Genomic DNA, 22438 nt, shown 5'->3' with positions numbered 1-22438 from the left:
CGGGGCACACGCCGCGGCCCGGAGCGCGCCGAGTCGGCGTCGGAATCGCGCTGGGGGTGGCGCTCGCCGCGGGCATCCTGCTCGGCCGCCTCACGGCTCCCGGCGGCCGCTTCGCGATCGGCGGAGCGTCCCCGGGCGACGCCGCCCCCGGCGCGCAGGCGCCGGCCGCGCCCGCCGCCGCGGTCCAGCAGGCCGCCCCTGCCCCCGGGGCTGCGCCGGCCGCCCCGGCCGCGGCGCCGGACGCGAGCGCGACCGCAGCGGCGCCCGCGCCCGCCGCGGCGCCGCCCGCCGCGCCCGCCGGCCCGCGCCGCGTCGTCGCGACGCTCTCCGGGGCGCTGGAGGAGTCGATCCAGCGCGCGCTCCCGCCCGAGGACCGGGACGTCGGCGAGCAGCTCACGCAGGTGGTGAACCGGCTGCTCGTCTGGGACCTCCGCGTCGCCCGCGACGGCCGCAAGGGCGACCGGATCGAGATCCTCTACTCGCCGCCGGCGCCTGCCGCCCAGGGCCTGCCCGCGTCGGGCGAGCCGGTGGTCGAGGCGGTGCGGTTCGCGTCGCAGAAGCTCGGCCGCGTGTTCGCCGCGTACCGCTTCCAGCCCGAGGGATCGCGCTGGCCGCGCTACTACCGCGCCGACGGCACCGAGCTCGAGGAGCTGCTGGTGGACGCGCCCATCCACGAGTACGACCAGGTCACCTCGCTGCTGCGCGACGGCCGCCGCCACAAGGGCGTGGACTTTCGCACGCCCACCGGCACGCCGGTGTTCGCCACGTTCGACGGCGTCATCGAGCGGCGGAACTGGAACTTCGCCGGGAACGGCAACTGCCTCGACCTCCGCGATCCCGCCTCCGGGCGGCACGCGATCTTCCTGCACCTCGAGGTGCTGCCCAAGGACATGGTCCCGGGCCGGCGCGTGAAGAAGGGCGAGCAGATCGCGCTGTCCGGGAACACCGGCCACTCCACCGCGCCGCACCTGCACTATCAGCTCGAGGCGCCCGACGGCCGGATCCTGGATCCGTTCGAGATCCACAAGATCCGCCGCGCCTCGCTCGACCCCGCCCGCCGCCCCGCCTACGACGCGCGGCGCACCGCGCTCGACGCCGCGCTCGGCGGTGCCGTGGCCGCGACGCAGGCGCCGGCGGCCGTCCCCGCCACCCCGGTCGCGCTCCCCGCGGCGCGCTGATCGCGGGACGCGCGCCGGCGCCCCCGGGAGCGGGGAGCGCCGGCCGCGCCCGGGCGCGAGCGCGCGCGCCGCCTCCGACATCCGGAAACGGAGAAGGCCGCCCTCGCGGGCGGCCTTCGGTGTCTTCAGGCTGCTGCGGGGCGCGGGCCTAGATCTTCCGGCCGCCCTCGTGCGCCCACTTCTCCAGCATCTCGGTGGTGACCGACTTCGGCCGCTCGATGGCGTAGCCGAGGCCGCGGTCCCACACGAGGTTGGCGAGCACGCCGAGCGCGCGGCCGACGCCGAAGAGGACCGTGTAGAAGTCCCACTCGCGGACGCCGTAGTACCACTGGATCACGCCCGAGTGCGCGTCCACGTTCGGCCACGGGTTCTTGGTCTTGCCGTGCTCGGTGAGGACGCCCGGCGCCACCTCGTAGATCATGTTCACGAGCTGGAAGAGCGGGTCGTTCGGCAGGTGCTTCTTCGCGAACTCGTTCTGCGCCGTGTAGCGGGGGTCGGTCTTGCGGAGCACCGCGTGGCCGTAGCCCGGGATCACCTGGCCCGAGTTCAGCGTGTCCCAGAGGAACTGCTTCAGCTGCTCCTTCGAGGGCACCTGGTTGTTCAGCTTCTTCATCGTCTGCTGGATCCAGCCGAGCACCTCCTGGTTCGCGAGGCCGTGCAGCGGGCCGGCGAGGCCGTTGATGCCGGCCGAGTAGGAGTAGTACGCGTCGGAGAGCGCCGACGCGACCAGGTGCGAGGTGTGGGCCGAGACGTTCCCCGACTCGTGATCCGAGTGCAGGATGAAGTACATGCGGGCCACGTCGTCGTACGGCTTCACCTGCCCGATCATCTTGGCGAAGTTGCCGCCGAGATCGAGGCTCGCGTCCGACGCGATGTGCGTGTCACCCTTGTACTTCATCCGGTAGATGTACGCGGCGAGCACCGGGAGGCGCGCGACGAGCGTCATCGCGTCCTCGTACATCGGGTCCCACATGTCCGTCTTCTTGAGGTTGCCCTCGCCGTAGCGCTTCGCGAACACCGACTCGCGCTGCATCGTGACGATGCCGGCCGAGAACATCGCCATCGGGTGCGAGTCGCGCGGCATCGCGCGGAGCACGTCGATGACGTACTGCGGGAGCGCCTCGCGCTTCTTGAACTCCGCGAACACCTCCTGCGCCTGCTCCTTCGTCGGGATCTCGCCCGTGAGCAGGAAGTAGAAGAAGCTCTCCACGGTCGGCATCTCGCCGCCCGGGACCACGTGCGCCTTGAGCGCCTCGAAGGTCTCGGGGATGGTCTTGCCGCGGAAGCGGATGCCTTCCTGCGGGTCGAGGTACGAGATGTCGGTCACGAGGCAGCGGACGTCGCGGGCGCCGCCGATCGCCTGGCCGATGTTGACCTTGTCGATCACCACCTCGCCGAACTCCTTGTTCAGCTTCTGAATCCGCGGGCGGAACGCCTCGATCTTCTGCTTCAGCACCTGCTTCAGCGTGGACTCAGCCATGGTCACTCCGGCCAACTGTCTGAAGGTTTGAGTTGCTTGGGATTTCGTAACGCGAGGGCCCGAATCCTACTCGCGGGCGAGGGGACGGCGCAAACGGGAAAGGGCCGCTAAGTCGTGGAGCACAAAGGTCTATTTACGCTTTGAAAGGCGCCGGGCGAGCGCCCGGAGCAGTCCACTTCAGCCCGCGCGATTGGTCAATGGCGCCGATGTGCGCAGGCAGCGCCCGGCAAATCCTGGGGTTTCGCTCGCAGGCGAACGCGCCGTCCGTCCCGGGTCGAGCGGGCGTGCCGGCGGGCGCGCGCTCGCCGGAGCGCGCGCCGCCGCGACCAAATGCCGCTCGCCACCGAGCGCGCGGCGCCGGCGGCCGGCGCGCCCCGGAGGCGAGCGCGCCAGCACCCCAGGGCGGCGCACCGCCCCCGGCCCCGCGGGCCACCCGATCCCCGGTGCGGGCCCGGCGGCTATCCGCGGCCTGCCGCCAGGGCGGCGGCGACCTCGGCGGCCACCGCGCCCGAGGCGCGCTTGCGCTCCGGCTCGGCCGGCGCGGCCACCCCGTTCGCGGCCGGGGGGGCCTCCACCGCGGAGGACTCCACGGTTTCTGCAGCCCCCCCGCGCGGCTTCTCGGCGGTCCCGGACCGGCAGGTCCGGCACCACGGCTGGTTCCGGATGGCGCCGTCGGCCATGCGGCGCAGGCCGAACTGCGAGAGCGGCCGCATCTTGTGGCACTTCAGGCACATGAGCGTGATGAAGACCTCGTTGCCGTCGGCGTCGTAGACGGACGAGCGGCGCCGCCTGGGCTTCGCGGCGTCGCCGGGCTCCTTCTGCCGGCCGGGAGATCGCGGCTTGTCGAGCTCGCCCTTCACGATCGCGGGTGCCACCATGACCTTCACGGCCATTCTCGGAACCTCCACCTAGCGGACACCGCCCCTGCTCCCGTCGCGCCCAGGCCGGTCACGGCCAGGCGCGGGGAAGGGTCGGCGAGCGGACCCTAGCCGGAGCCTCTGACATGGGCGGGCGCCGGGGAGGGCGCCGGCCCCGGATCCACGGGCCGGCGGCCGAGGCGCGCGGACGCGTGGCGGCGCCTCCCGACCCGCCGTGGTCCGGCGGATGCATTTCTCCCGCGGCGGACCGCGGTGGCGGGCCATCCCGGCCGGCGGCGCGCCTCGCCGGGCCGGCCCCCGCCGCCGATCCGGGCAGCGCGCCGGCGCCGCTGCCCGGACCGCTGGCAGCCGGCGCAGTGGAGGCTTCCATCGTGATCGCGCACCTGCTCGTCGCCCTCGCCGTCCTGCTCACCGCCGCGAAGCTCGGCGGCGTCCTCGCGGCCCGGCTGGGACAGCCGCCCGTCCTCGGCGAGCTCCTCGCCGGCGTCGCGCTCGGCGCGCTCCCCGCCCTCGGGCTGCACGGGACGGAGGGGCTGGCGCGCGACGCGGTGCTGGAGGCGCTCGCGGAGCTCGGCGTCATCCTGCTGCTGTTCGAGGTCGGGCTCTCCACGCGCTTCGCCGATCTGGTGAAGGTCGGCGCGTCCGCGTTCCTGGTGGCGTGCATCGGCGTGGTGGTGCCCATGGCGCTCGGCTACGGGGTGGGCGCGTGGCTCCTGCCGGAGGCGAGCCCGGTCGCGCACCTGTTCCTGGGCGCGGCGCTCTCGGCCACCAGCGTGGGCATCACCGCCCGCGTGCTCCGCGACATGGGCCGCATCGGCTCGCCGGCCGGGCAGATCGTCCTCGGCGCGGCGGTGATCGATGACGTGCTCGGCCTGCTCGTGCTGGCGGTGATGGTCGGCCTGGCCGGCGGCGGCGGCGGCTCCGGGGTGATGACGGTCCTGGCGTGGGTCGGCGCGAAGGCGGTCGGGTTCCTCGGCGTCGCGCTCGTGGCGGGCCGGTGGGCGGCGCCGCGGCTGTTCGCGATCGCGGCGCGGCTCCGGGGCCAGGGCGTGCTGTTCACGCTGGCGCTGGTGGTCTGCTTCGCCCTGTCCTGGGCGGCCTCGGCGGTGGGGCTCGCGCCCATCGTGGGCGCGTTCGCGGCCGGGCTGGTGCTGGAGGGCGTGCCGTTCGCGGAGCTGAGCGACGGCGCGGAGCGGCTCGAGGAGCGGCTCACCCCGCTCGCGGCGGTGCTCGTCCCGCTGTTCTTCGTGCGGATGGGCCTCGCGGTCGACCTCGGCGCGCTGGGCACCGGCTCGCTCGCGCTCGCGGGCGCGCTCTCGGTGGCGGCGATCCTCGGCAAGCAGGCGTGCGCGCTCGCGGTGGTGACGCCGGGGGTGGACCGGCTCGCGGTGGGGCTCGGGATGATCCCGCGCGGCGAGGTGGGGCTCATCTTCGCGAACATCGGCATGTCGCTCGCGCCCGGCGGGCGGCCGCTGCTCGGGCCGGGCGCGTTCGCGGCCATCGTCGCCATGGTGCTCGTGACCACGCTGGTGACGCCTCCGCTCCTCCGCTGGCGGATGGGGACGGCGCCCGCGGCGGCGGCCGGTCCCGCACCCACCGTCCGGGCGGCGTGACGCCGGGTGCGCGCCCGGCGTCCGGCCTCGCCCGTTGGCGGGCGACAGGACGTGCACCTCGCACGAACAGGCGAGCCCGCATTGGACCCGGGCGCGAGAGTTTGGCAGCATCGGGGTGCCTGGGGGGGCGAGCCAGTGGAGCTTGTGCCGCAGCGCGAGGGGAGCGCGCAGCACTCGTCGGAGTACCGGACCGTCGCCGTCTACTGGACGCGCGCCGAGGCGGAGCTCGCCCGCGGCATGCTCGAGGCCGACGGCATCCCGGCCGCGTTCCGCGACGGCGCCGACGCGGCGCTGCTGCCCGGCACGCGCGCGCTGCGGCTCATGGTGCCCGCCATGGACCTCGACCGCTCGCGCGACATCCTGGCGACGCCGGAGCCGGCGCACGCCGCGGAGCCGCCCGCGCCGGCGGTGCCGGCGCGCGACGGCTGGGGTGTCACCTGGCTGGTGGTGTGGATCGCGGCGTTCGGGCTCGCCGGCGTGTTCGCGCTCGGGCGCGTGCTGCGCTGAAGCGCGCGCCGGCGCGGCGCTCAGAGCGCGTGAATCCATCCCCGGACCGAGCCAGGCGGTCGAGACGCGAGCAGCGCGAGGCGCGACGACCGAGCATGCCCCGAGGCATGTGAGGGAGGAGCAACGACGCGATGCGACGCGGATCGGCCGCCGCGGCGACGGGAGGGGATGGGTTCACGTGCTCTCAGCGGTGCAGCGCCGCGTAGGCGACCACCTGCACCGTGCCCACCAGCGCGACCACCGTGGCGGCGGAGATGGCCGGCTTCGCGGTGGCGCGGAACCAGGCGACCAGGCCGGGGAGCGCGAGCGCGAGGCCGAGCACCAGCCCGAGCGGCAGCTGCACCACGCGGAGCTGCAGCACGCCCAGCGCCATCAGCACCTCGAGGCCGCTCGCCACGAGCGCGATGGTGGCGAGCACGCGGCCCCCGGTCGCGAAGAGCAGGGCGGAACCGGCGAGGGCGACGAACGCGAGCAGGGTGTGGAGCGACATGGCCGGCGTTCTTACGCCCGCCGGGCGGCGCGGGCAAGGAAGCGGCCGGCGCCGCGCGGCGCGCCCACCCCCGCGCACCGCCGCGGCCGGCGGCGGCGCGCGGGCGCCGGGGTCAGCGGCGCTGGACGAGCTGCCGGAGCACGTACTGCATGATGCCGCCGTGCCGGTAGTACTCGACCTCGATGGGCGTGTCGATCCGCACGGTGACCGGCACCTCCTCGCGCGCGCCCCCGGCGCGGTGGATCACGAGCCGCGCCGCCTGCCGCGGCGCGAGGCCCTCCGAGATGCCGAGCAGGTCGAACGTCTCGCTGCCGTCGAGCTTCAGCGTCGCCGCCGAGACCCCCTCCGGCAGCTGCACCGGGAGCACGCCCATGCCCACCAGGTTGGAGCGGTGGATGCGCTCGAAGCTCCGCGCCGCCACGAAGCGGATGCCGAGCAGCACCGTGCCCTTCGCGGCCCAGTCGCGCGAGCTGCCGGTGCCGTACTCCTGGCCGGCCACCACGCACAGCGGGACGCCCTCGCGCGCGTACTGCAGGGCGGCGTCGTGGATGGGCTGCTGCGCCCCGTCCGGCTGGTGGCGCGTGACCCCGCCCTCCACGCCGGGCACCATCAGGTTCTTCACCCGCACGTTCGCGAACGTGCCGCGCACCATGACGTGGTCGTTGCCGCGCCGCGCGCCGTAGCTGTTGAAGTCGGCCACCGACACGCCCAGCGACTGGAGGTACTTTCCGGCGGGCGAGGACGGCTTGATCGAGCCGGCCGGGCTGATGTGGTCGGTGGTGACCGAGTCGCCGAAGATCGCGAGCGGCCGCGCGCCGGTGATCTCTCCGATCGTGCCGGCGGAGAGGCCGAAGCCCTCGAAGTAGGGCGGCTGCTGGATGTAGGTGGACTCCGGGTTCCACTCGTAGAGCTTGCCGCCGCGCACCGGCAGCGCGTTCCAGCGATCGTTCTGCGAGAACCCGGCGTAGTTCTGCCGGTACTGCTCCGGATCCGCCGCCGCGCCGCGCAGCGCCTCCACCTCCTCGAGCGTGGGCCACACGTCGCGCAGGTACACCGGCTTGCCGTCCTTGCCGGTGCCGAGCGGCTCCTGCTCCAGGTCCACGTCCACCGTGCCGGCGATCGCGAACGCCACCACCAGCGGCGGGCTCATCAGGAAGTTGGCCTTGATGGACTGGTGCACCCGGGCCTCGAAGTTCCGGTTCCCGGAGAGCACCGCGGCGCCCACCAGGTCGTGCTCGGTGAGCAGCTTCTCGATGCGCCCGTCGAGCGGTCCGGAGTTGCCGATGCAGGTGGTGCAGCCGTAGCCGACGACGTTGAAGCCCAGCGCGTCGAGGTCCTTCTGCAACCCGGTGCGCTCGAGGTACCGCGACACGACGCGCGACCCGGGGCCGAACGAGGTCTTCACGGTCGGCTTCACCGTGAGGCCCTTCGCCACCGCCTTGCGGGCGAGCAGGCCGGCCGCGAGCATGACGCTCGGGTTCGAGGTGTTGGTGCAGGAGGTGATGGCGGCGATGAGCACGTCGCCGTGCCCGACCTCCACGTCGGCGTCCGGGAGGCGCGGCACCAGCCCCACCGGATCCGGCGTGGGCCGGTTGTTCATCATCTCGGTCTCGGTGAGCGTGCTGGTGTTCTTGTGCCGGCCGTCCGGCGCGGTGTCCGGGTCCTGCAGGCCGCCGCCGGGGCGGGTCTGGCCGGAGGGCGCCGACGCGAGCCGGTGGCGCTGGCCGAGCTCCGACGCCGGCTTGCCGTAGCCGGTCGCGTCCGCGCGCGCGAACAGCTCGCGGAACGTCTGCTTCAGCGCGGGCAGCTCGATGCGGTCCTGAGGGCGCTTGGGCCCGGCCACCGCGGGGCGCACGGTGCCGAGGTCGAGCTCGATCACCTCGGAGTAGTCCACCTCGCCGGGACGCGGGATGCGCAGCATGCCCTGCGCCGCGTAGTAGGCGCGGAACGTGTCCACGACCTCCTTCGGCCGGCCGGTCTGCTCGAGGTAGCGGAGCGACTGCTCGTCGGGCGGGAAGAAGCCCATGGTGGCGCCGTACTCCGGCGCCATGTTCGAGAGCGTGGCGCGCTCCGGCACCGGCAGCGTCTCCGCCCCGGCGCCGAAGAACTCGACGAACTTCCCGACCACCCGGGCCTTGCGGAGCACCTCGGTGACGCGGAGCACCAGGTCGGTGGCGGTGACGCCCTCGCGGAGCGCGCCCGTCAGGTGCACGCCCACGACGTCGGGGGTGAGGAAGTAGGTGGGCTGGCCGAGCATGGCCGCCTCGGCCTCGATGCCGCCCACGCCCCAGGCCACGATGCCGAGGCCGTTCACCATGGGCGTGTGCGAGTCGGTGCCGACCAGCGTGTCCGGGTAGTACACCCCGTCCTTCTCCAGCACGCCCTTCGCCAGGAACTCGAGGTTCACCTGGTGGCAGATGCCCATGCCGGGCGGGACGATGCGGAGCCGCTCGAACGCCTGCGTGCCCCACTTCAGGAACTCGTAGCGCGCCACGTTCCGGTCGAACTCGAGGTCCATGTTCCAGCGGAGCGCCTCGGGCGACGCGAACGCGTCCACCTGCACCGAGTGGTCCACCACCAGGTCCACCGGGACGATCGGCTCGACGATCATCGGGTCCTTGCCGAGCTTCGCGACCGCCGCGCGCATCGCGGCGAGGTCCACGAGCAGCGGCACCCCGGTGAAGTCCTGCAGCAGCACGCGGCCCACGACGAACGGGACCTCGCGGGTCCGCTCCGCCCGCGGCTTCCACTGCGCGAGCGCGCGAACGTCCTCCTCGGTCACGCGCTGGCCGTCCGCGTTGCGGGCGAGCGACTCGAGCACGACGCGCAGCGAGACGGGCAGGCGCGAGATGGGGCCGAAGCCCTTGCGCTCCAGCGCCGGCAGCGAGACGAGCTTGCCGGTCCGGCCGGGGCCGAGATCGAAGGGGGTGACGACGCCGAGGAAATCGTTCATGGGTGCGAGGCCTCCGGTGGCAGGCTACTTATCGTCGCGCCGCGCCGAAGCAAGCAAAGAGGGTCCCGCCCGCACCCGGGGTGGCGCGTCAGGAGACCGCATGTCCGTCCCGTCCCAGCTCTACCGCCCCTCGCTCGCGCTGCTCACCGACTACTACGAGCTGACCATGGCGTACGCGGCCTGGAAGAGCGGCGCGGCGGCGAAGCAGGCGTCGTTCACGCTCTCGTTCCGGTCGAACCCGTTTCACGGTGGGTTCACGGTGGCGGCCGGGCTCGAGCACGCCATGGACCTCGTGTCCCACCTGCGCTTCTCCGACGAGGACCTCGCCTGGCTGGCCACGCAGGCCGGCGCGGACGGCGCGCCGCTGTTCGAGGCCGGGTTCCTGGACGCGCTCCGCACGCTCGAGGTGGACGTGGACGTGGACGCGGTGCCGGAGGGGACGGTGGTGTTCCCCACCGAGCCGCTGGTGCGCGTCACCGGGCCGGTGATCCCGTGCATGCTGCTCGAGACGCCGCTGCTCGCGGTGGTGAACTTCCAGACGCTCGTGGCCACCAAGGCCGCGCGGGTGTGCCTCGCGGCGGGAGGGGACCCGGTGCTCGAGTTCGGGCTGCGGCGGGCGCAGGGGATCGACGGCGGGCTGGCCGCGAGCCGCGCCGCGTACGTGGGCGGCTGCGCCGCCACCTCGAACACCCTGGCCGCGCGGCTCTACGGCATCCCGGGGAAGGGGACGCACGCGCACTCCTGGGTGATGCTGCACGCGGGCGAGCGCGAGGCCTTCCTGGAGTACGCGAAGGCGATGCCGGCGAACTGCGTGTTCCTGGTGGACACCTACGGCAGCCTGGACGGGATCCGGAACGCCGTCGAGGTGGGGCGCTGGCTGCGCGAGCACGGGCACGACCTGCTCGGCGTCCGCCTCGACTCCGGCGACCTCGCCTGGCTGTCGATCCAGGCGCGGCGCATGCTCGACGAGGCGGGCTTCCCGCGCGCGGCGGTGTACGCCTCGAACGAGCTCGACGAGATCATCATCCAGAGCCTGAAGGACCAGGGCGCGCGCATCGGGGTGTGGGGCGTCGGCACGCGGCTCGTCACCGGCCAGGACGACGGCGCGCTGGGCGGCGTGTACAAGCTGGGCGCGGTCCGCGCGTCGGCGGACGCGCGCTGGGAGCACCGGGTGAAGGTGTCGGAGCAGGCGGCGAAGACCACCATCCCGGGCCTGCTGCAGGTGCGCCGGTTCTCCGGCCCGCAGGGCTTCCTCGCGGACGTGGTCTACGACGAGCTCACCGGCCTCCCGGCGTCGCCGGTGATGGTGGACCCGCTCGATCCCACCCGCCGCCGCCAGCTCGCGGAGGGCACGCCGGCCGAGGACCTGCTCGTCCCGGTGTTCCGCGGCGGGCGGCAGGTGTACCGGCCGCCGCCGCTCGACGCGGCGCGCGCGCGCACCCAGGCGCAGCTCGCCCGCTTCCACGCGGGCGTGAAGCGCTTCGTGAACCCGCACCAGTTCCCGGTGGGCCTCGAGCGCGAGCTCCACGATCTCCGGACGGAGCTCGTGCTGGCGGCCCGCGGCGCGCCCATCTGAACGGGGCTGCGCCCGCCTCACGGAGCGGAGCTCCGCGGGCCCCACCCTGCTTCGCGGGTCCGTGACCTCGCGCGCCCGCTGGCACGGGCCCGCGCGAGGTCCTCGCGGGCGCGGCTTCGCCGCGCGTGCCGAGCTCCCTCAGACTGGCTCGAGCGGCTTGGTCATCCGGATCGCGTCCCAGCGCTCGCCGGTGCTGCGGGGGAACGCGCGGCGGAGCACGGCGGTCTGCGCGAAGCCGTGCTTCGCGTACAGCGCTCGGGCGGCGGTGTTGTGCGGGAACACGTGCAGCACGAGCTCCCGCGCGCCGGCGGCGCGCGCCCAGCCCACCGCGGCCTGCACCAAGGCGTCGCCCACGCCCTGGCGGCGGGAGCCGGCGGCGACCAGCATGCCGAGCTGCGGCAGGGTCCGGCCCACCAGCATCGCCATCCCGGCCGGCGGCGCGCCCGCCCCCGCCTCGGCCAGGAGCAGCGTCCCCTCGCCGGTCCCGAGCAGCGCCTCCCACCCGCGGCGCACCTCGCGGCGGTCCACCGGCGGCTCGGTCGCGAGCCAGCGGCGCTCGGCGCACACCGCCGCGAACAGGTCGAGGCAGGCGTCCAGGTCCGCAGGCTCGAGGCGCCGCACGCGCATGTCTCCAGGGTAGGCGACGGCCGCCGGTTGCGCGACACCCGGCCCGGCCCGCCCTCCGCCGCGCGCGCTCGCGGCCGGCCGTTTCGGGGTAGGGTAGCGACCGATGCGCGCTCCGAACCCGTGGACCGTGGTCCCCGCCGCCGACCACGCGCGATACCTGGGCCCGGAGGGCCTGGACCTCCGCTCGACGCTCGACGGCCTCTTCCAGGAGGCCTACCTCTCGGCCCAGCCCGACCGGCTGCTCGTGGTCGGCTGCGCCACCGGCGACGGCCTCGAGCACGTGGACCCATCGGTCACCGGGCGCGTGGTGGGCCTCGACGTCAACCTGCAGTACCTCGCCATCGCGCGGCAGCGCTTCTTCCACCTGGGCCCGCGCCTCGAGCTGTACTGCACCGACGCCGAGACCTGGCGCGCGCCGCCCGGCGCGTTCGACCTCGTCCACGCCGCGCTGGTGCTCGAGTACCTGCACCCGGAGCCGCTGGTGCGGCGCATCGCGGGCTGGCTGGCCGACGGCGGCGCCTGCTCCATCGTGCTGCGCCTGCCCGGCGGCGAGGCGCCCGAGCCGCCCTCGCAGGCGCTGCGCCTGATCGAGCGCGCCGCCCGGCCGGTCCCGCCCGAGGAGCTGGTGCGCCTGTTCGAGCACTACGGGCTGCCGCTCCGGCGGCAGCGCGTGGTCCAGGCGCCCGGCGGGACGAGCCTGTGGGCGGGGGCCTTCGGGCGCGCCGAGGCGCGCGCGAAATAAACCCGGCTGGGCGCGCGTAGGGCTCCGGAGGAGGACGCACCGATGCTCTGCCCGTACTGCCGCACCGAGACCGCGCCGGGCGCGACCCGCTGCGCCGCCTGCACGAGCTGGCTGGTGGGCCGCCCGCCCTTCCGCGAGTGGACCCGCGCCCGCGAGGGCAGGATGATCGCGGGCGTCGCGCGCGGGCTCGCCAACCGCTTCGGCGTCCCGTGCGCCGCGATCCGCCTCGCGTTCCTGCTCTCCGTCGTGCTCGGCGGCTGGGGGATCGTGGTCTACGTGGCGCTCTGGATCGCGATGCCCGAGGAGCCGCTCCTGCTCCCGCCGCACGCGCCGCGGGAGGACGCGCGCCCGGCGCCGACCGGCTGGACGGGCTGACGCGGGCGGCGGCCGGCCTACTTCAGGCGCCCGAGCAGCCGCAGGATCCCGTCGAGGAACGTGATCGGGTGCGGCGGGCACCCGGGGACGTAGAGGTCCACCGGGATCCCGTCGAGCGCGGCCGCGGCGCCGCCGCAGGTCACCGGGCTGCCCGCGAACGGGCCGCCGGAGATGGCGCAGGCGCCCACCGCGATCACGATCCGCGGCGCGGGCACCGCCTCCCAGGTCTGGCGCAGCGCGAGGCGCATGTTCTCGGTGACGGGCCCGGTGATCACGAGGCCGTCCGCGTGGCGGGGCGAGGCGACGAACTGCACGCCGAAGCGGCCCACGTCGAACTGGATGTTGCCGGAGGCGTTCAGCTCCGCCTCGCAGCCGCTGCAGCCGCCCGCCGAGACCTGCCGGAGCTTGAGCGAGCGGCCCAGCACCCGCCGCAGCTCGCCGTCGAGCGCCTCCGCGAGCACCGGCGCGTCGCGCGACACCACCAGCGCCTCGCGGGTGCGGGCGGCGAGGCGGTGGTCGCCGGTGAAGCGGATCGCGCCCGGCGGGCAGGCGGTGACGCAGTCGCCGCAGAACGTGCAGCGCCCCAGGTCCACCCGCATCGTCGCGGTGCCGGGGTCGAGGATCGCCTCGGTGGGGCACGCCTCGGCGCAGCCGGCGCAGCCGGCGCAGCCGGCCTCGCAGCGCGACGGATCCACCACCGGCCGCCCCCGGAAGCGCGCCGGGAAGCGGGGCGGGCCGTCGGGGAAGGCCACGGTCTGGTTCCCGTAGCCGAGCCGGAACTTCAGGATGTCGATCACAGGTCGTGCCCCGCGTAGGAGAGGTTGAAGCTCTTGTTGCAGAGCGGGAAGTCGGAGATCTGGCCGTCGCGGAGCGCCATGGCGAGCCCGAACCAGTTGTGGAAGGACGGGTCCTTCACCTTGTAGGCCTCGAGGCGCCCCTGCGCGTCGGTCACCGCGACGTGGGCGATCTCCCCGCGCCAGCCCTCCACCATGGAGACCACCAGCGCGCCGGGCGCGAGCGGCCCGGGCGCCGTGCGCGAGGGGCCGCCGGGCAGCCGCTCGAGCTGGTCGAGCACGAACTCCACGCTCCGCTCGGCCTCGAGCAGGCGGATGAGCGCGCGGGCCAGCACGTCACCGTTCTCGGCGGTGGTCACCGCCACGTGGGAGAAGCGGTAGATGCCGAACGCGTGGTCGCGCCGGACGTCGCGGTCCACGCCGCTGGCGCGCGCGGCCGGCCCGACCATCCCGAGCGCCTGCGCCAGCGCGGTGGGCACGGTGCCGGTGCCCTCGAACCGGGCGCGCACCGAGGGCGACTCGAACATGAGCGACGCCGCGCGCCGGGTCTTCTCCCAGGCCGCGCGGACGCGGGCGGCCAGCGCGCGCGCCGCCTCCGCGTCGAGGTCGTGCTTCACGCCGCCCGGGCACACCAGGCTGCGCCCGAAGCGGTTGCCGCAGATCTCCGCCACCGCGTTCAGGAACTCGGCGCGGAGCGCGCCGCAGTACGACGCCGTGGGCAGGAAGCCCACGTCGCCGGCCAGCGCGCCCAGGTCGCCGACGTGGTTCGCGATCCGCTCCAGCTCGAGCCCGATCCCGCGCAGCGACATGGCGCGCGCGGTCGGCGCCACGCCGGCGAGCGACTCGACCGCCTTCGCGTAGGCGAGCCCGTGGCCCACCGCGGTGTCGCCGGCGATCGACTCGGCGAGCGCCATGGAGCGGCGGTCCGGGCCGCCGCGCAGGAGGCGCTCCACGCCGCGGTGCTGGTAGCCGAGCACGATCTCGAGGTGGAACACGCGCTCGCCGTGGCACTGGAAGCGGAAGTGGCCCGGCTCGATGATGCCCGCGTGCACCGGGCCCACCGCGACCTCGTGCACCTCCTCGCCCTCGACCCGGAAGAACGGGTACTCGCCGGGGATGGTGGCGCGCGGGTCCTGGCGGCCGAACGGATCCGGCGCGGCGCGGCGCGGCGGCTCGAAGCGGAGCGGCTTCAGCCAGGGGTGGCCCTCGGGGCGCAGCCCCCACTGCTCCGCCAGCTCGCGCTCGAACGCCTGGGCCGCGGGCAGCTCGGCCGCGATCGAAGGGAACGCGTCGGCGACGCGGGTGGCGAGCAGCGCCAGCCGGCCCTCCGGGTCGTCCGCCAGCACCGCGGTCACGAGGACGCCGCCCCCGGCGTCGGGGCGGCCGAACAGCGCGGCGAGGCGCCCGCCGCCGCGGTGCGCGGCGAGGACGATCTCGTTGAACCGGGCGGGCTCGTGCACCGGCACCGCGCGCGCGTCCACCGGCTCGCCGTTCCAGGTCTCGAGGACGTCGCTGGCGCGGGGCGCGGCGCCGTGCCCGGCGGTCGCGGTCGTGTTGCGGGCCATCACCAGCCTCCCCCGACGAGCGCCGCCGCGGCGCCGAACAGGTCCTTCAGCCCCGCCGGCAGGAACACCCCCAGCGCCAGGACCACCAGCATGAGCGCCAGCGGCGGGCCGGCGGTCAGCCAGCTGTCCCCGGTGCCGGGCACGCGCGGCGCGTCCGACGGGTCGCCCTGCACCACGTCGAGCACGGTCGCGGCCATGCCCACGAAGATCACCGCCAGGAACGCGAGGAACAGCCCGCCCACCCAGTAGCGTCCGGCGCCGAACGCGCCGTTCACGATGGCGAACTCGCTGAAGAACGGCCCGAACGGCGGCGAGCCGGTGATGGCGAGGAAGCCGGCCAGGAACAGGGGCCCGGAGAGCGGCAGGCGACGCGCGGCGCCGTGCACGTCGTCGGTGGTCTTCGAGCCGAAGGCGCGGTGGATGTTTCCGGCCGACAGGAACAGCACGCCCTTGGTCAGGCCGTTGTTCATGGTGTGGAAGAACGCGCCGGCGGTCGCGGCGCCGCCCAGCGACACGCCGATGGCGAGGATGCCCATGTGCTCGACGCTGGAGTACGCGAGCATGCGCTTGAAGTCGCGCTGCCCGACCACGAACACCGCGGCGAGGCCGATCGAGAGCAGGCCGAGCGCCATGAGCGCGTCGCGCGCGAACGCGCCCTCGCCGGCCGCGATCGTCACCTGGAACACGCGCACCACCGAGACGAACGCGAAGTTGGTGAGCCCGCCGGCGAGCAGCGCCCCGAGGATCCCGGGCGCCTCGCCGTAGGCGTCCGGCTTCCAGGAGTGCAGCGGCGCGAGGCCCATCTTCGTGCCGTAGCCCACCAGCAGGAACACGAACGCCGCCCGCACCCACGGCCGGGAGAGCGCGCCGCCGGCCGCGATCAGGTCCTCGACCATCAGCGACTTCGGGCCGCCCGGGCCCGCCCCGGCGAGCGCCAGGAAGAACGTGCCGAGCAGGGCCAGCGCGATGCCGAGCGAGCCGATGAGCAGGTACTTCCAGGCGGCCTCGAGCGAGCGGGCGTTCTGGTTGAAGTAGATGAGGGGCGCGGTGGAGAGCGTGCTCGCCTCCATGGCCACCCAGGTCAGGCCGAGGTGGTGCGAGAGCGCCACCGTGGTCATGGCCGAGAGCAGCACCAGCAGGCCGCCCACGAACACGCGGTTGTCGCGATCGGCGCGGCGGGCGAGGTATCCCTGCGCGTACACCGCCGAGGCGAGGAACAGCGCGGTGGCGGTGAGGAGCGTGACGCGCGCGAGCGGGTCGAACGCGAGCCAGGCGCCCTCGCGGGCGGGCGGCGGGGCGGCCAGCAGCGCCAGGACGCCGGCGGTGTGGACCAGCGCACCGGCGAGGAGCACCAGCGGGCGGCGCCGGGCGGAGGGCATCGCGAACGCGACCAGCGCGAGCGCGAGCGGGGCGGCGATGAGGAGCACCATGCGCGGTCAGTCCTTCAGCGCCGAGAGCTTCTCGGTGTCGAGCGAGGCGAACTCGCGGTTGATGTGGAACATGACGATGCCCATGACGAACACGGCGGCGAACAGGTCGAGCAGCACGCCCGCCTCCACCATCACCGGCATGATCCCGGTGAGCAGCAGGCCGAAGACGTAGACGCCGTTCTCCAGCACCAGGAAGCCCAGCACCTGGTTGACGGCCTTCCGGCGCGAGACCACCAGCAGCATCCCGGCCCACACCGTCGAGAGCGCCGTCGGGACCAGGTACGGGTGCGCCTCGCCGCCCGGGAGCGGCAGGCGGCTCGAGAACGCGAACGCGAGCGCCACCCCGATGCCGCCCAGCACCATCGACGGGACGAAGCCGACGATGGGCTCCATCTCGCGCCGGATGGAGGCCTCGCGGATGGCGCGGAACATGAGCCAGGGGATGAGCGCGCCCTTGATGGCGAGCGCCCCGACCGCGAGCAGCAGCACGTGGCCGACCTGGTGCCCGCCCTCCAGCAGCAGCAGCGGCAGGGCCGCGAGCAGCGCCCCCTGCGTGGCGACCGCGCGGATGGCGGCGCCGAGCCGGCTCGAGGCGAGCAGGAAGAAGTCGATGACGACGACGAGGATGAAGACGAGGTCGGTGAGGGAGGTCACGGGGTCACCGGAGCAGGAGGACCAGGGCGAAGGCGGACAGCACCGAGGCGCCCACCAGGAGCTGCGGCACGCGCACGATGCGCAGCCGCGCCATCACCGACTCGACCACGCCCACCGCCACCGCGAACGCGATCACGCCCAGGAAGAACAGCGCCTCCGAGGCGAGCGCGCCGGCGCCGTGGCCGAGCACCAGGCGGGAGAGCAGGGCGCCGAACAGGAACATCTTCATGGCCGCGCCGTACAGGATGAGCGCGAGGTCGGGCCCGCCGTGGTCGAGCACCATCACCTCGTGGATCATGGTGAGCTCGAGGTGCGTGTTGGGGTCGTCCACCGGGATGCGCGAGCACTCCGCGAGCGCCACCACGAACAGGCCGATGGCGGCGAGCAGGAGGCCCGGCGCCGCCGAGGACCAGGCCGCGTCGAGGTCGGGACCGAGCATGCCGGAGAGCGACAGCGAGCCGGTGGCGCGCGCCAGCACCAGCAGGCAGAGGAACAGCGCCGGCTCGGCCAGGCTCGCGAACGTCACCTCGCGCGCCGCGCCCATGCCCTCGAACGACGAGCCGGTGTCGAGCGCGGCGAGCGCGGTGAAGAAGCGGCCCAGGCCGAGCAGGTAGGCGAACAGGACGAAGTCGCCGGTGAACGCGATGGGCGCGGGGGCGCCGCCCATGGAGAGGAGCAGGCCGGCGGAGGCGACCGCCGCGAGCCCGATCACCGGGCCGGCGCGGAACACCCAGGTGGTGGTCCGGCTGTAGACCGCCCCCTTGCGCAGCAGCTTGGCGAGGTCGAGGTACGGCTGCAGCAGTGGCGGGCCGCGGCGGCCGCCGACGATGGACTTCACGCGGTTGATCACGCCGAGCAGCAGCGGCGGGAGCACGAGCAGCGCGACCACGTGGAGCGCGGTGCGCAGGACCATGGGTGCGTTCACCACGCGAACCCCCAGGCGAGGACGGCGAGGAGCGTCACGAGCACGAGCAGCATCTGGAAGTGGATCCTGCGGAGGTAGAGGAGGCGCGCGCGCTCGGCGATCCAGCCGTACGCGCGCGCCGCCGGGAGGAGGGCGAGGTCGAGGACGGTGTCCGGCACCGTGGTGGCGAACGGCGCCGGCGCCGGGAACGGCCCCTCCAGCCGCGGCTCGGTGCGCCGCGGGTGGACCGCCCAGGAGAAGCGCGCCACCAGCAGCGCGGCGAGCGACGAGCCGGTGTACTGCATGCGGGCGGTCGGCGCGGAGAAGGCGCAGCCCCAGGTCTGCACGGCGGGCGCGATGCGGCCGGCCAGCCGGCGCCGCCGCCACGCCGCCACCGCCAGCGTCGCCACGAGCAGGACCGCGGCGACCGCGCTCACCCGCGCGGCGCCGGCGGCCGCGCGCGCGGCGGGGGCGGCGAGCAGCGCGGGATCGACGCGGGCCCAGGCGGCCGCGGCGCGGGCGAGCGGCGCGGTGGTCGCGGCCGGGAACAGGCCGATGGCGGCGCAGGCGGCGGCGAGGAGCGCCATGGGCGCGAGCATGGCCGCGGGCGGCTCGTGCGCGCCGTCGGCGTGGTGGCTGCGCGGGCTGCCCAGGAACACCACCCCGACCACCTTCGCGAAGCAGGCCGCGGCCAGGCCGCCCACCAGCGCCAGCGCCGGCGCGCCCAGCGTCACGTACGCGAGCAGGTCGCCCCCGGGCTGGCGCAGGCCGTCGAGCAGGCCCAGGTAGACCAGCCACTCCGAGGCGAAGCCGTTCAGCGGCGGGAGCCCGCTGATGGCCGCGGCGCCGACCACGAACAGCAGCGCCGTCCGCGGCATGGCGCGCGCGAGGCCGCCCAGGTGGTCGAGGTCGCGCGTGCCGGTGGCGTGGTGTACGGCGCCGGCGCCGAGGAACAGGAGCGACTTGAACAGCGCGTGGTTGACGACGTGCAGGCCGGCGCCGCCCAGGCCGAGGACCACCAGCGCCGGGACGCCGCGGGCGCGCCCGAGCAGCGCCAGCCCGAGCCCGAGCGCGATGATCCCCACGTTCTCCACGGTGTGGTAGGCGAGCAGCCGCTTCAGGTCGTGCTGCGCGAGCGCGAACGCCACGCCCAGCACCGCCGAGACGCCGCCCAGCGCGAGCAGCGCGACGCCCCACGACTCGGGCGGCGACTCCACCAGGCCGGTCACCCGCATCAGCCCGTAGATGCCGGTCTTCACCACCACCCCGGACATGAGCGCGGACACGTGGCTGGGCGCGGCCGCGTGCGCCGGGGGCAGCCAGAAGTGGAGCGGCACGAGCCCGGCCTTCATGCCGAAGCCGGCCAGCGCCAGCGCCAGCACCGCGGCCGCCGTGGGGCCGGAGAGCCGGAGGCCCTCCATGGCCGCGAGCTCGAACGTGCCCGCCTCGCGGCGCAGCAGCGCGAACAGCGCGAACAGCGCCAGGGTGCCGGCGTGCGTGGCGGCGAGGTACAGGAACGCGCCGCGGCGCACCGACGGGTCCTCGTCCTCGGTCTGCACCATGAAGAAGTTCGCGAGCGCCATCACCTCCCAGCCGACGAGGAAGCCGATGGCGTCGGGGGCGCACACGAGCAGCGCCATCCCGGCGACCGCGAGGCCGTAGAAGAGCTGCAGCCGCACCGCGCGCGCGCCGCGCTCCGCCTGCGGGAAGTAGCGCAGCCCGTATGCCGAGCCCGCCGCGGCGATGCCGAGGATGGGCACGAGGAACAGCCCGGAGAGCGCGTCCACCCGCAGCACCCCGCCCGCCGCCGCCTCGCCCCCCGCCAGCGCCACGCCCGCCGCGGCGAGGCCCAGCGCCGCGCCGGCGCAGAGCACCGCGGTGGCGAGCGCCTGCGCGCGCGCGGGGCGGAGGCCGGGCAGCGCCGCGGCGAGGCCGCTCGCGGCGGTGAGGGCGATGGCGCCGAGGGCGAGCGCGGAGGTCACGGACCGTACCGGAGGAGCAGCAGCGCCGTGAGCCCGAGCAGCGCCGCGACGGTGTAGAGGAGCTGGAGGTTGAGGCGGGCCTGCTGGAAGCTGCGCAGCCGGCTGAACCAGCCGCCCACCCGCTGGAACGCCGGCTCGAACACGCGGGTGCGCGCCGGGTCGTCGCCCTCCAGCGCGAGCGACGCGCCGGCCGGGAACGCGCCCTCCGGCGGCCGCAGGCGCGCGCGCGGCCGGAGCGGGCGCGGCACGGCGGCGTCGAGCGCGAGCTGCGCGTAGGAGGCGGCGGTGTACTGGACGCGCGGGCTCGCGGCGGAGAAGCCGCAGCCCCAGGTCGAGGACTCGGCCACCGGCCGGCCCGCCCGCAGCCGCCGCGCGGCGATCGCGACGCCGACCCCGAGCGCCACCAGCACGAGGACGCCCGCCCGCAGCGGGCCGGCCAGCGCGCCGGCGGCGGGCGCGAGCGCGGCGAGCACCTCGCCCTCGGTGGTCCCGAGGACCTGCGCCGCGGCGGGCGCGAGCAGCGCGGCCGCGTGCGCCGGGAACAGCGCCAGGGCCACGTTGCCCGCCCCGAGCAGCGCGAGCGGCGCGAGCAGGAGCGGCCCGGCCTCGTGCGCGTGCGCGGCCTCCTCGCTGCGCGGCTCGCCCAGGAGCGCGGTGCCGAGGAGCCGCGTGAACACCACCGCCGCGAGCGCGCCCACCAGCGCGAGCGCGGCGAGCGCCAGCCACGCCGCCAGCGCCAGGCCGCCCGGCGCGCCGCGCCCGCCCTGCAGCAGGCCCAGGTACACGAGCCACTCCGAGACGAACCCGTTCAGCGGCGGCAGCCCGCACAGCGCCACCGCGGCGAGCACCAGCAGGCCGCCGGTGACGGGCAGCCGCCGGAGCAGCCCGCCCATCCGCTCCAGGTCGCGCGTGCCCGCGCCGTGCACCAGCGCCCCGGCGCCCAGGAACGCGAGCCCCTTCATGAGCGCGTGGTTCCAGACGTGGAGCAGCGCGGCGGTGACGCCGAGCGCCGCCACCAGCGGCGCGTGGACCGCGGCCCCGACGAGCCCCAGGCCGGCGGCGAGCGCGATGATCCCCACGTTCTCGACGGTGGAGTACGCGAGCACGCGCTTCAGGTCGCGCTGCCCGAGCGCGAGCGCCAGCGCCGCGAGCGCGCCCACCAGGCCCACCCCGGCGAGCAGCAGCCCGGCCCACGCCGGCGCGGGCGGCAGGAACGTGAGCACCCGCAGGATGCCGTACACGCCCATCTTCACGAGCACGCCGGACATGAGCGCGGACACGTGGCTCGGCGCGGCCGGGTGGGCCTCGGGCAGCCAGACGTGCAGCGGCACCAGGCCGGCCTTGGTGCCGAAGCCCACCAGCGCGAACAGGACCAGGAGCGCCGCGGGCGCGCCGCCGGCCCGCAGCGCGGCGAACGCCTCGAAGCGGAGCGAGCCCGCCTCGCGCCCGAGCACCAGGAACAGGGCGAACAGGAACGCGGCGCCGAGGTGCGAGGCCACGAGGTAGGTGCGGGCGGCGCGGCGCACCGAGGCGTCCTCGTGCTCGTGGGCGACGAGCAGGAAGGACGCGGCGGTCATGCCCTCCCACGCCACCAGGAACAGCACCGCCTGCCGGGCCGCGACCACGAGCGCCATGCTCGCGAGGGTGAGCGCGAAGAACAGCGCGAACGGCCCCATGGAGCGGCGGTCGGCCTGCGGGCGCAGGTAGCCGGCGCCGTACACCGAGGCGGCGAGGCCGAGCGCGAAGATCGCGGTCGCGAACGCGGCCGAGAGCGGGTCGAGGCCGAGCGCGAGCGCCCCGGAGGGCACCGGCCAGGAGAGGTCGAGCGCGGCGGGCGGGGCGCGCAGCGCGGCGAGCGAGGCGGCGAGCCCGAGCGCGCAGCCCAGCGCGGCGCCGACGCTGCCCACGGCGAGCGCGAGGCGCGGGCGCGCGGAGGCGGCCAGCGCGACGAGCCCGCCGGCCACCAGCACCCCGACGGCGGCGAGGTAGAGCGTCATGGCCTCCTCGCCGCCGCGCGCTTCTCCGCGATGGCGGCCTCCACCCGCTCGATCTCGGGGACGAGCGCGTCCACTCCGGCGCGCGCGTCCAGCGCGGCGAGCACGCCGGGATCCCGCAGCGCGGTGGCCACCAGCGCGAGCAGGTGCAGGTGCGCGCGGGTGGACGGGCTCACCAGCAGCACGAGCGTGTGCACCGGCTTCCCGTCCAGCGCCTCGAAGTCCACCGGCCGGTCGAGGTAGCTGATGGCCACCGCGGGCGTGGACACGTGCAGGACGATGGGGTTCCGCGCGTGCGGGATGGCGATGCCGTTCCCCACGCCGGTGGAGCCGAGCGCCTCGCGCGCGAGCAGCATCCGGTGCACCAGGTCGCGGTCGGCCTCGCGCGGCAGCGCCAGCCGGTCCACCAGGTCGCGCAGCGTGGCCGACTTGTCGGCGCCGGCCAGCCCGTGGTGCACGCCGCCGGCGCGGATCGCCTCGGCCAGGCTCGGCAGCGCCGGCTGCTCCAGCTCGGCGAGCAGGTCGGGCGAGATCTCCATCCCGCGCGAGGAGGCGAACTCGAGCAGGTCGATCTTGTTCAGCCGGTACTGCTCGTTCAGCCGGGTGGCGGCGAGCTCGCCGCTCCTCAGCCACCGCTGCAGGGTGGCCTCGGGGACGCCGAGGAGGCGGGCCGCGTCGCGTTCGGTGAGCTGCATT

Annotated in this window: 19 protein-coding genes; 6 read left to right on the top strand and 13 right to left on the bottom strand. The window is 75.3% G+C overall.

The genetic code is table 11. The features are described from left to right. Positions 1–56 precede the first annotated feature (56 nt). Entirely contained in the window at positions 57–1178 is a 1122-nt protein-coding gene (locus tag A2CP1_RS19210; protein ID WP_245529844.1) for a M23 family metallopeptidase, read from the top strand. Between the two features lie 148 nt (positions 1179–1326). Here the strand turns inward: A2CP1_RS19210 and A2CP1_RS19205 are convergent, their stop codons facing one another. Both A2CP1_RS19205 and A2CP1_RS19200 read right to left on the bottom strand, forming a co-directional pair. Beyond that, the gene (locus A2CP1_RS19205; protein WP_012527703.1) at positions 1327–2658 is read right to left on the bottom strand and encodes a citrate (Si)-synthase; all 1332 of its coding nucleotides are present in this window, start codon (positions 2656–2658) and stop codon (positions 1327–1329) included. Between the two features lie 458 nt (positions 2659–3116). Then, on the bottom strand, positions 3117–3551 hold the full coding sequence (locus tag A2CP1_RS19200; protein ID WP_015934885.1) for a hypothetical protein: 435 nt from the start codon (positions 3549–3551) through the stop codon (positions 3117–3119). Between the two features lie 356 nt (positions 3552–3907). Here A2CP1_RS19200 and A2CP1_RS19195 point away from each other — a divergent pair, with 356 nt between their 5' ends. After that, entirely contained in the window at positions 3908–5149 is a 1242-nt protein-coding gene (locus A2CP1_RS19195; protein ID WP_015934884.1) for a cation:proton antiporter, read from the top strand. Positions 5150–5284: 135 nt separating this feature from the next. Continuing rightward, on the top strand, positions 5285–5656 hold the full coding sequence (locus A2CP1_RS19190; RefSeq protein ID WP_012527700.1) for a putative signal transducing protein: 372 nt from the start codon (positions 5285–5287) through the stop codon (positions 5654–5656). A gap of 184 nt (positions 5657–5840) precedes the next feature. Here A2CP1_RS19190 and A2CP1_RS19185 read toward each other — a convergent pair whose 3' ends face one another. Beyond that, positions 5841–6146 carry a hypothetical protein gene (locus A2CP1_RS19185; RefSeq protein ID WP_015934883.1) on the bottom strand — a complete coding sequence of 102 codons (306 nt, stop codon included), beginning with the start codon at positions 6144–6146 and terminating at the stop codon, positions 5841–5843. A 112-nt stretch (positions 6147–6258) separates the two neighbouring features. Further along, the gene (locus A2CP1_RS19180) at positions 6259–9099 is read right to left on the bottom strand and encodes an aconitate hydratase (RefSeq protein ID WP_015934882.1); all 2841 of its coding nucleotides are present in this window, start codon (positions 9097–9099) and stop codon (positions 6259–6261) included. Positions 9100–9199: 100 nt separating this feature from the next. Here A2CP1_RS19180 and A2CP1_RS19175 point away from each other — a divergent pair, with 100 nt between their 5' ends. Then, on the top strand, positions 9200–10675 hold the full coding sequence (locus A2CP1_RS19175) for a nicotinate phosphoribosyltransferase (RefSeq protein WP_015934881.1): 1476 nt from the start codon (positions 9200–9202) through the stop codon (positions 10673–10675). A 138-nt stretch (positions 10676–10813) separates the two neighbouring features. Here A2CP1_RS19175 and A2CP1_RS19170 read toward each other — a convergent pair whose 3' ends face one another. Further along, positions 10814–11302, bottom strand: a complete 489-nt coding sequence (locus A2CP1_RS19170; RefSeq protein WP_015934880.1) for a GNAT family N-acetyltransferase — start codon at positions 11300–11302, stop codon at positions 10814–10816. Between the two features lie 103 nt (positions 11303–11405). Between A2CP1_RS19170 and A2CP1_RS19165 the strand changes: the two genes are divergently transcribed. Both A2CP1_RS19165 and A2CP1_RS22845 read left to right on the top strand, forming a co-directional pair. Beyond that, positions 11406–12044, top strand: coding sequence for a class I SAM-dependent methyltransferase (locus tag A2CP1_RS19165; protein ID WP_015934879.1), 639 nt, complete (start codon positions 11406–11408; stop codon positions 12042–12044). 42 nt (positions 12045–12086) lie between these two features. Continuing rightward, on the top strand, positions 12087–12419 hold the full coding sequence (locus A2CP1_RS22845) for a PspC domain-containing protein (RefSeq protein ID WP_015934878.1): 333 nt from the start codon (positions 12087–12089) through the stop codon (positions 12417–12419). Between the two features lie 17 nt (positions 12420–12436). Here A2CP1_RS22845 and A2CP1_RS19155 read toward each other — a convergent pair whose 3' ends face one another. From A2CP1_RS19155 to A2CP1_RS19120, 8 genes are read right to left on the bottom strand one after another with little or no spacing between them, the layout of a single operon-like run. After that, complete coding sequence (locus A2CP1_RS19155; protein ID WP_015934877.1) at positions 12437–13216, bottom strand: NADH-quinone oxidoreductase subunit B family protein; 780 nt, start codon at positions 13214–13216, stop codon at positions 12437–12439. Then, a complete protein-coding gene (locus A2CP1_RS19150; protein ID WP_015934876.1) occupies positions 13213–14778 on the bottom strand; it encodes a hydrogenase large subunit in 1566 nt (521 codons plus the stop codon). Before A2CP1_RS19150 ends, A2CP1_RS19155 begins: the two co-directional genes overlap by 4 nt. Further along, a complete protein-coding gene (locus A2CP1_RS19145) occupies positions 14778–16208 on the bottom strand; it encodes a proton-conducting transporter transmembrane domain-containing protein (RefSeq protein ID WP_012527691.1) in 1431 nt (476 codons plus the stop codon). Before A2CP1_RS19145 ends, A2CP1_RS19150 begins: the two co-directional genes overlap by 1 nt. 6 nt (positions 16209–16214) lie before the next feature. Next, the gene (locus A2CP1_RS19140; RefSeq protein WP_015934875.1) at positions 16215–16862 is read right to left on the bottom strand and encodes a hydrogenase; all 648 of its coding nucleotides are present in this window, start codon (positions 16860–16862) and stop codon (positions 16215–16217) included. 4 nt (positions 16863–16866) lie between these two features. Next, positions 16867–17775 carry a respiratory chain complex I subunit 1 family protein gene (locus A2CP1_RS19135; RefSeq protein WP_012527689.1) on the bottom strand — a complete coding sequence of 303 codons (909 nt, stop codon included), beginning with the start codon at positions 17773–17775 and terminating at the stop codon, positions 16867–16869. An 8-nt stretch (positions 17776–17783) separates the two neighbouring features. Further along, positions 17784–19748, bottom strand: coding sequence for a proton-conducting transporter transmembrane domain-containing protein (locus A2CP1_RS19130; RefSeq protein ID WP_015934874.1), 1965 nt, complete (start codon positions 19746–19748; stop codon positions 17784–17786). Next, on the bottom strand, positions 19745–21745 hold the full coding sequence (locus A2CP1_RS19125; protein WP_015934873.1) for a proton-conducting transporter transmembrane domain-containing protein: 2001 nt from the start codon (positions 21743–21745) through the stop codon (positions 19745–19747). Before A2CP1_RS19125 ends, A2CP1_RS19130 begins: the two co-directional genes overlap by 4 nt. Beyond that, positions 21742–22437, bottom strand: coding sequence for a PTS sugar transporter subunit IIA (locus A2CP1_RS19120; protein ID WP_015934872.1), 696 nt, complete (start codon positions 22435–22437; stop codon positions 21742–21744). The genes A2CP1_RS19125 and A2CP1_RS19120 overlap by 4 nt, the downstream gene beginning before the upstream one ends. Between the last annotated feature and the right edge of the window lies 1 nt (position 22438).

The sequence above is a fragment of the Anaeromyxobacter dehalogenans 2CP-1 genome (assembly GCF_000022145.1).
GTDB lineage: Bacteria > Myxococcota > Myxococcia > Myxococcales > Anaeromyxobacteraceae > Anaeromyxobacter > Anaeromyxobacter dehalogenans.
This window is presented reverse-complemented; position numbering and strand designations above follow the sequence as displayed.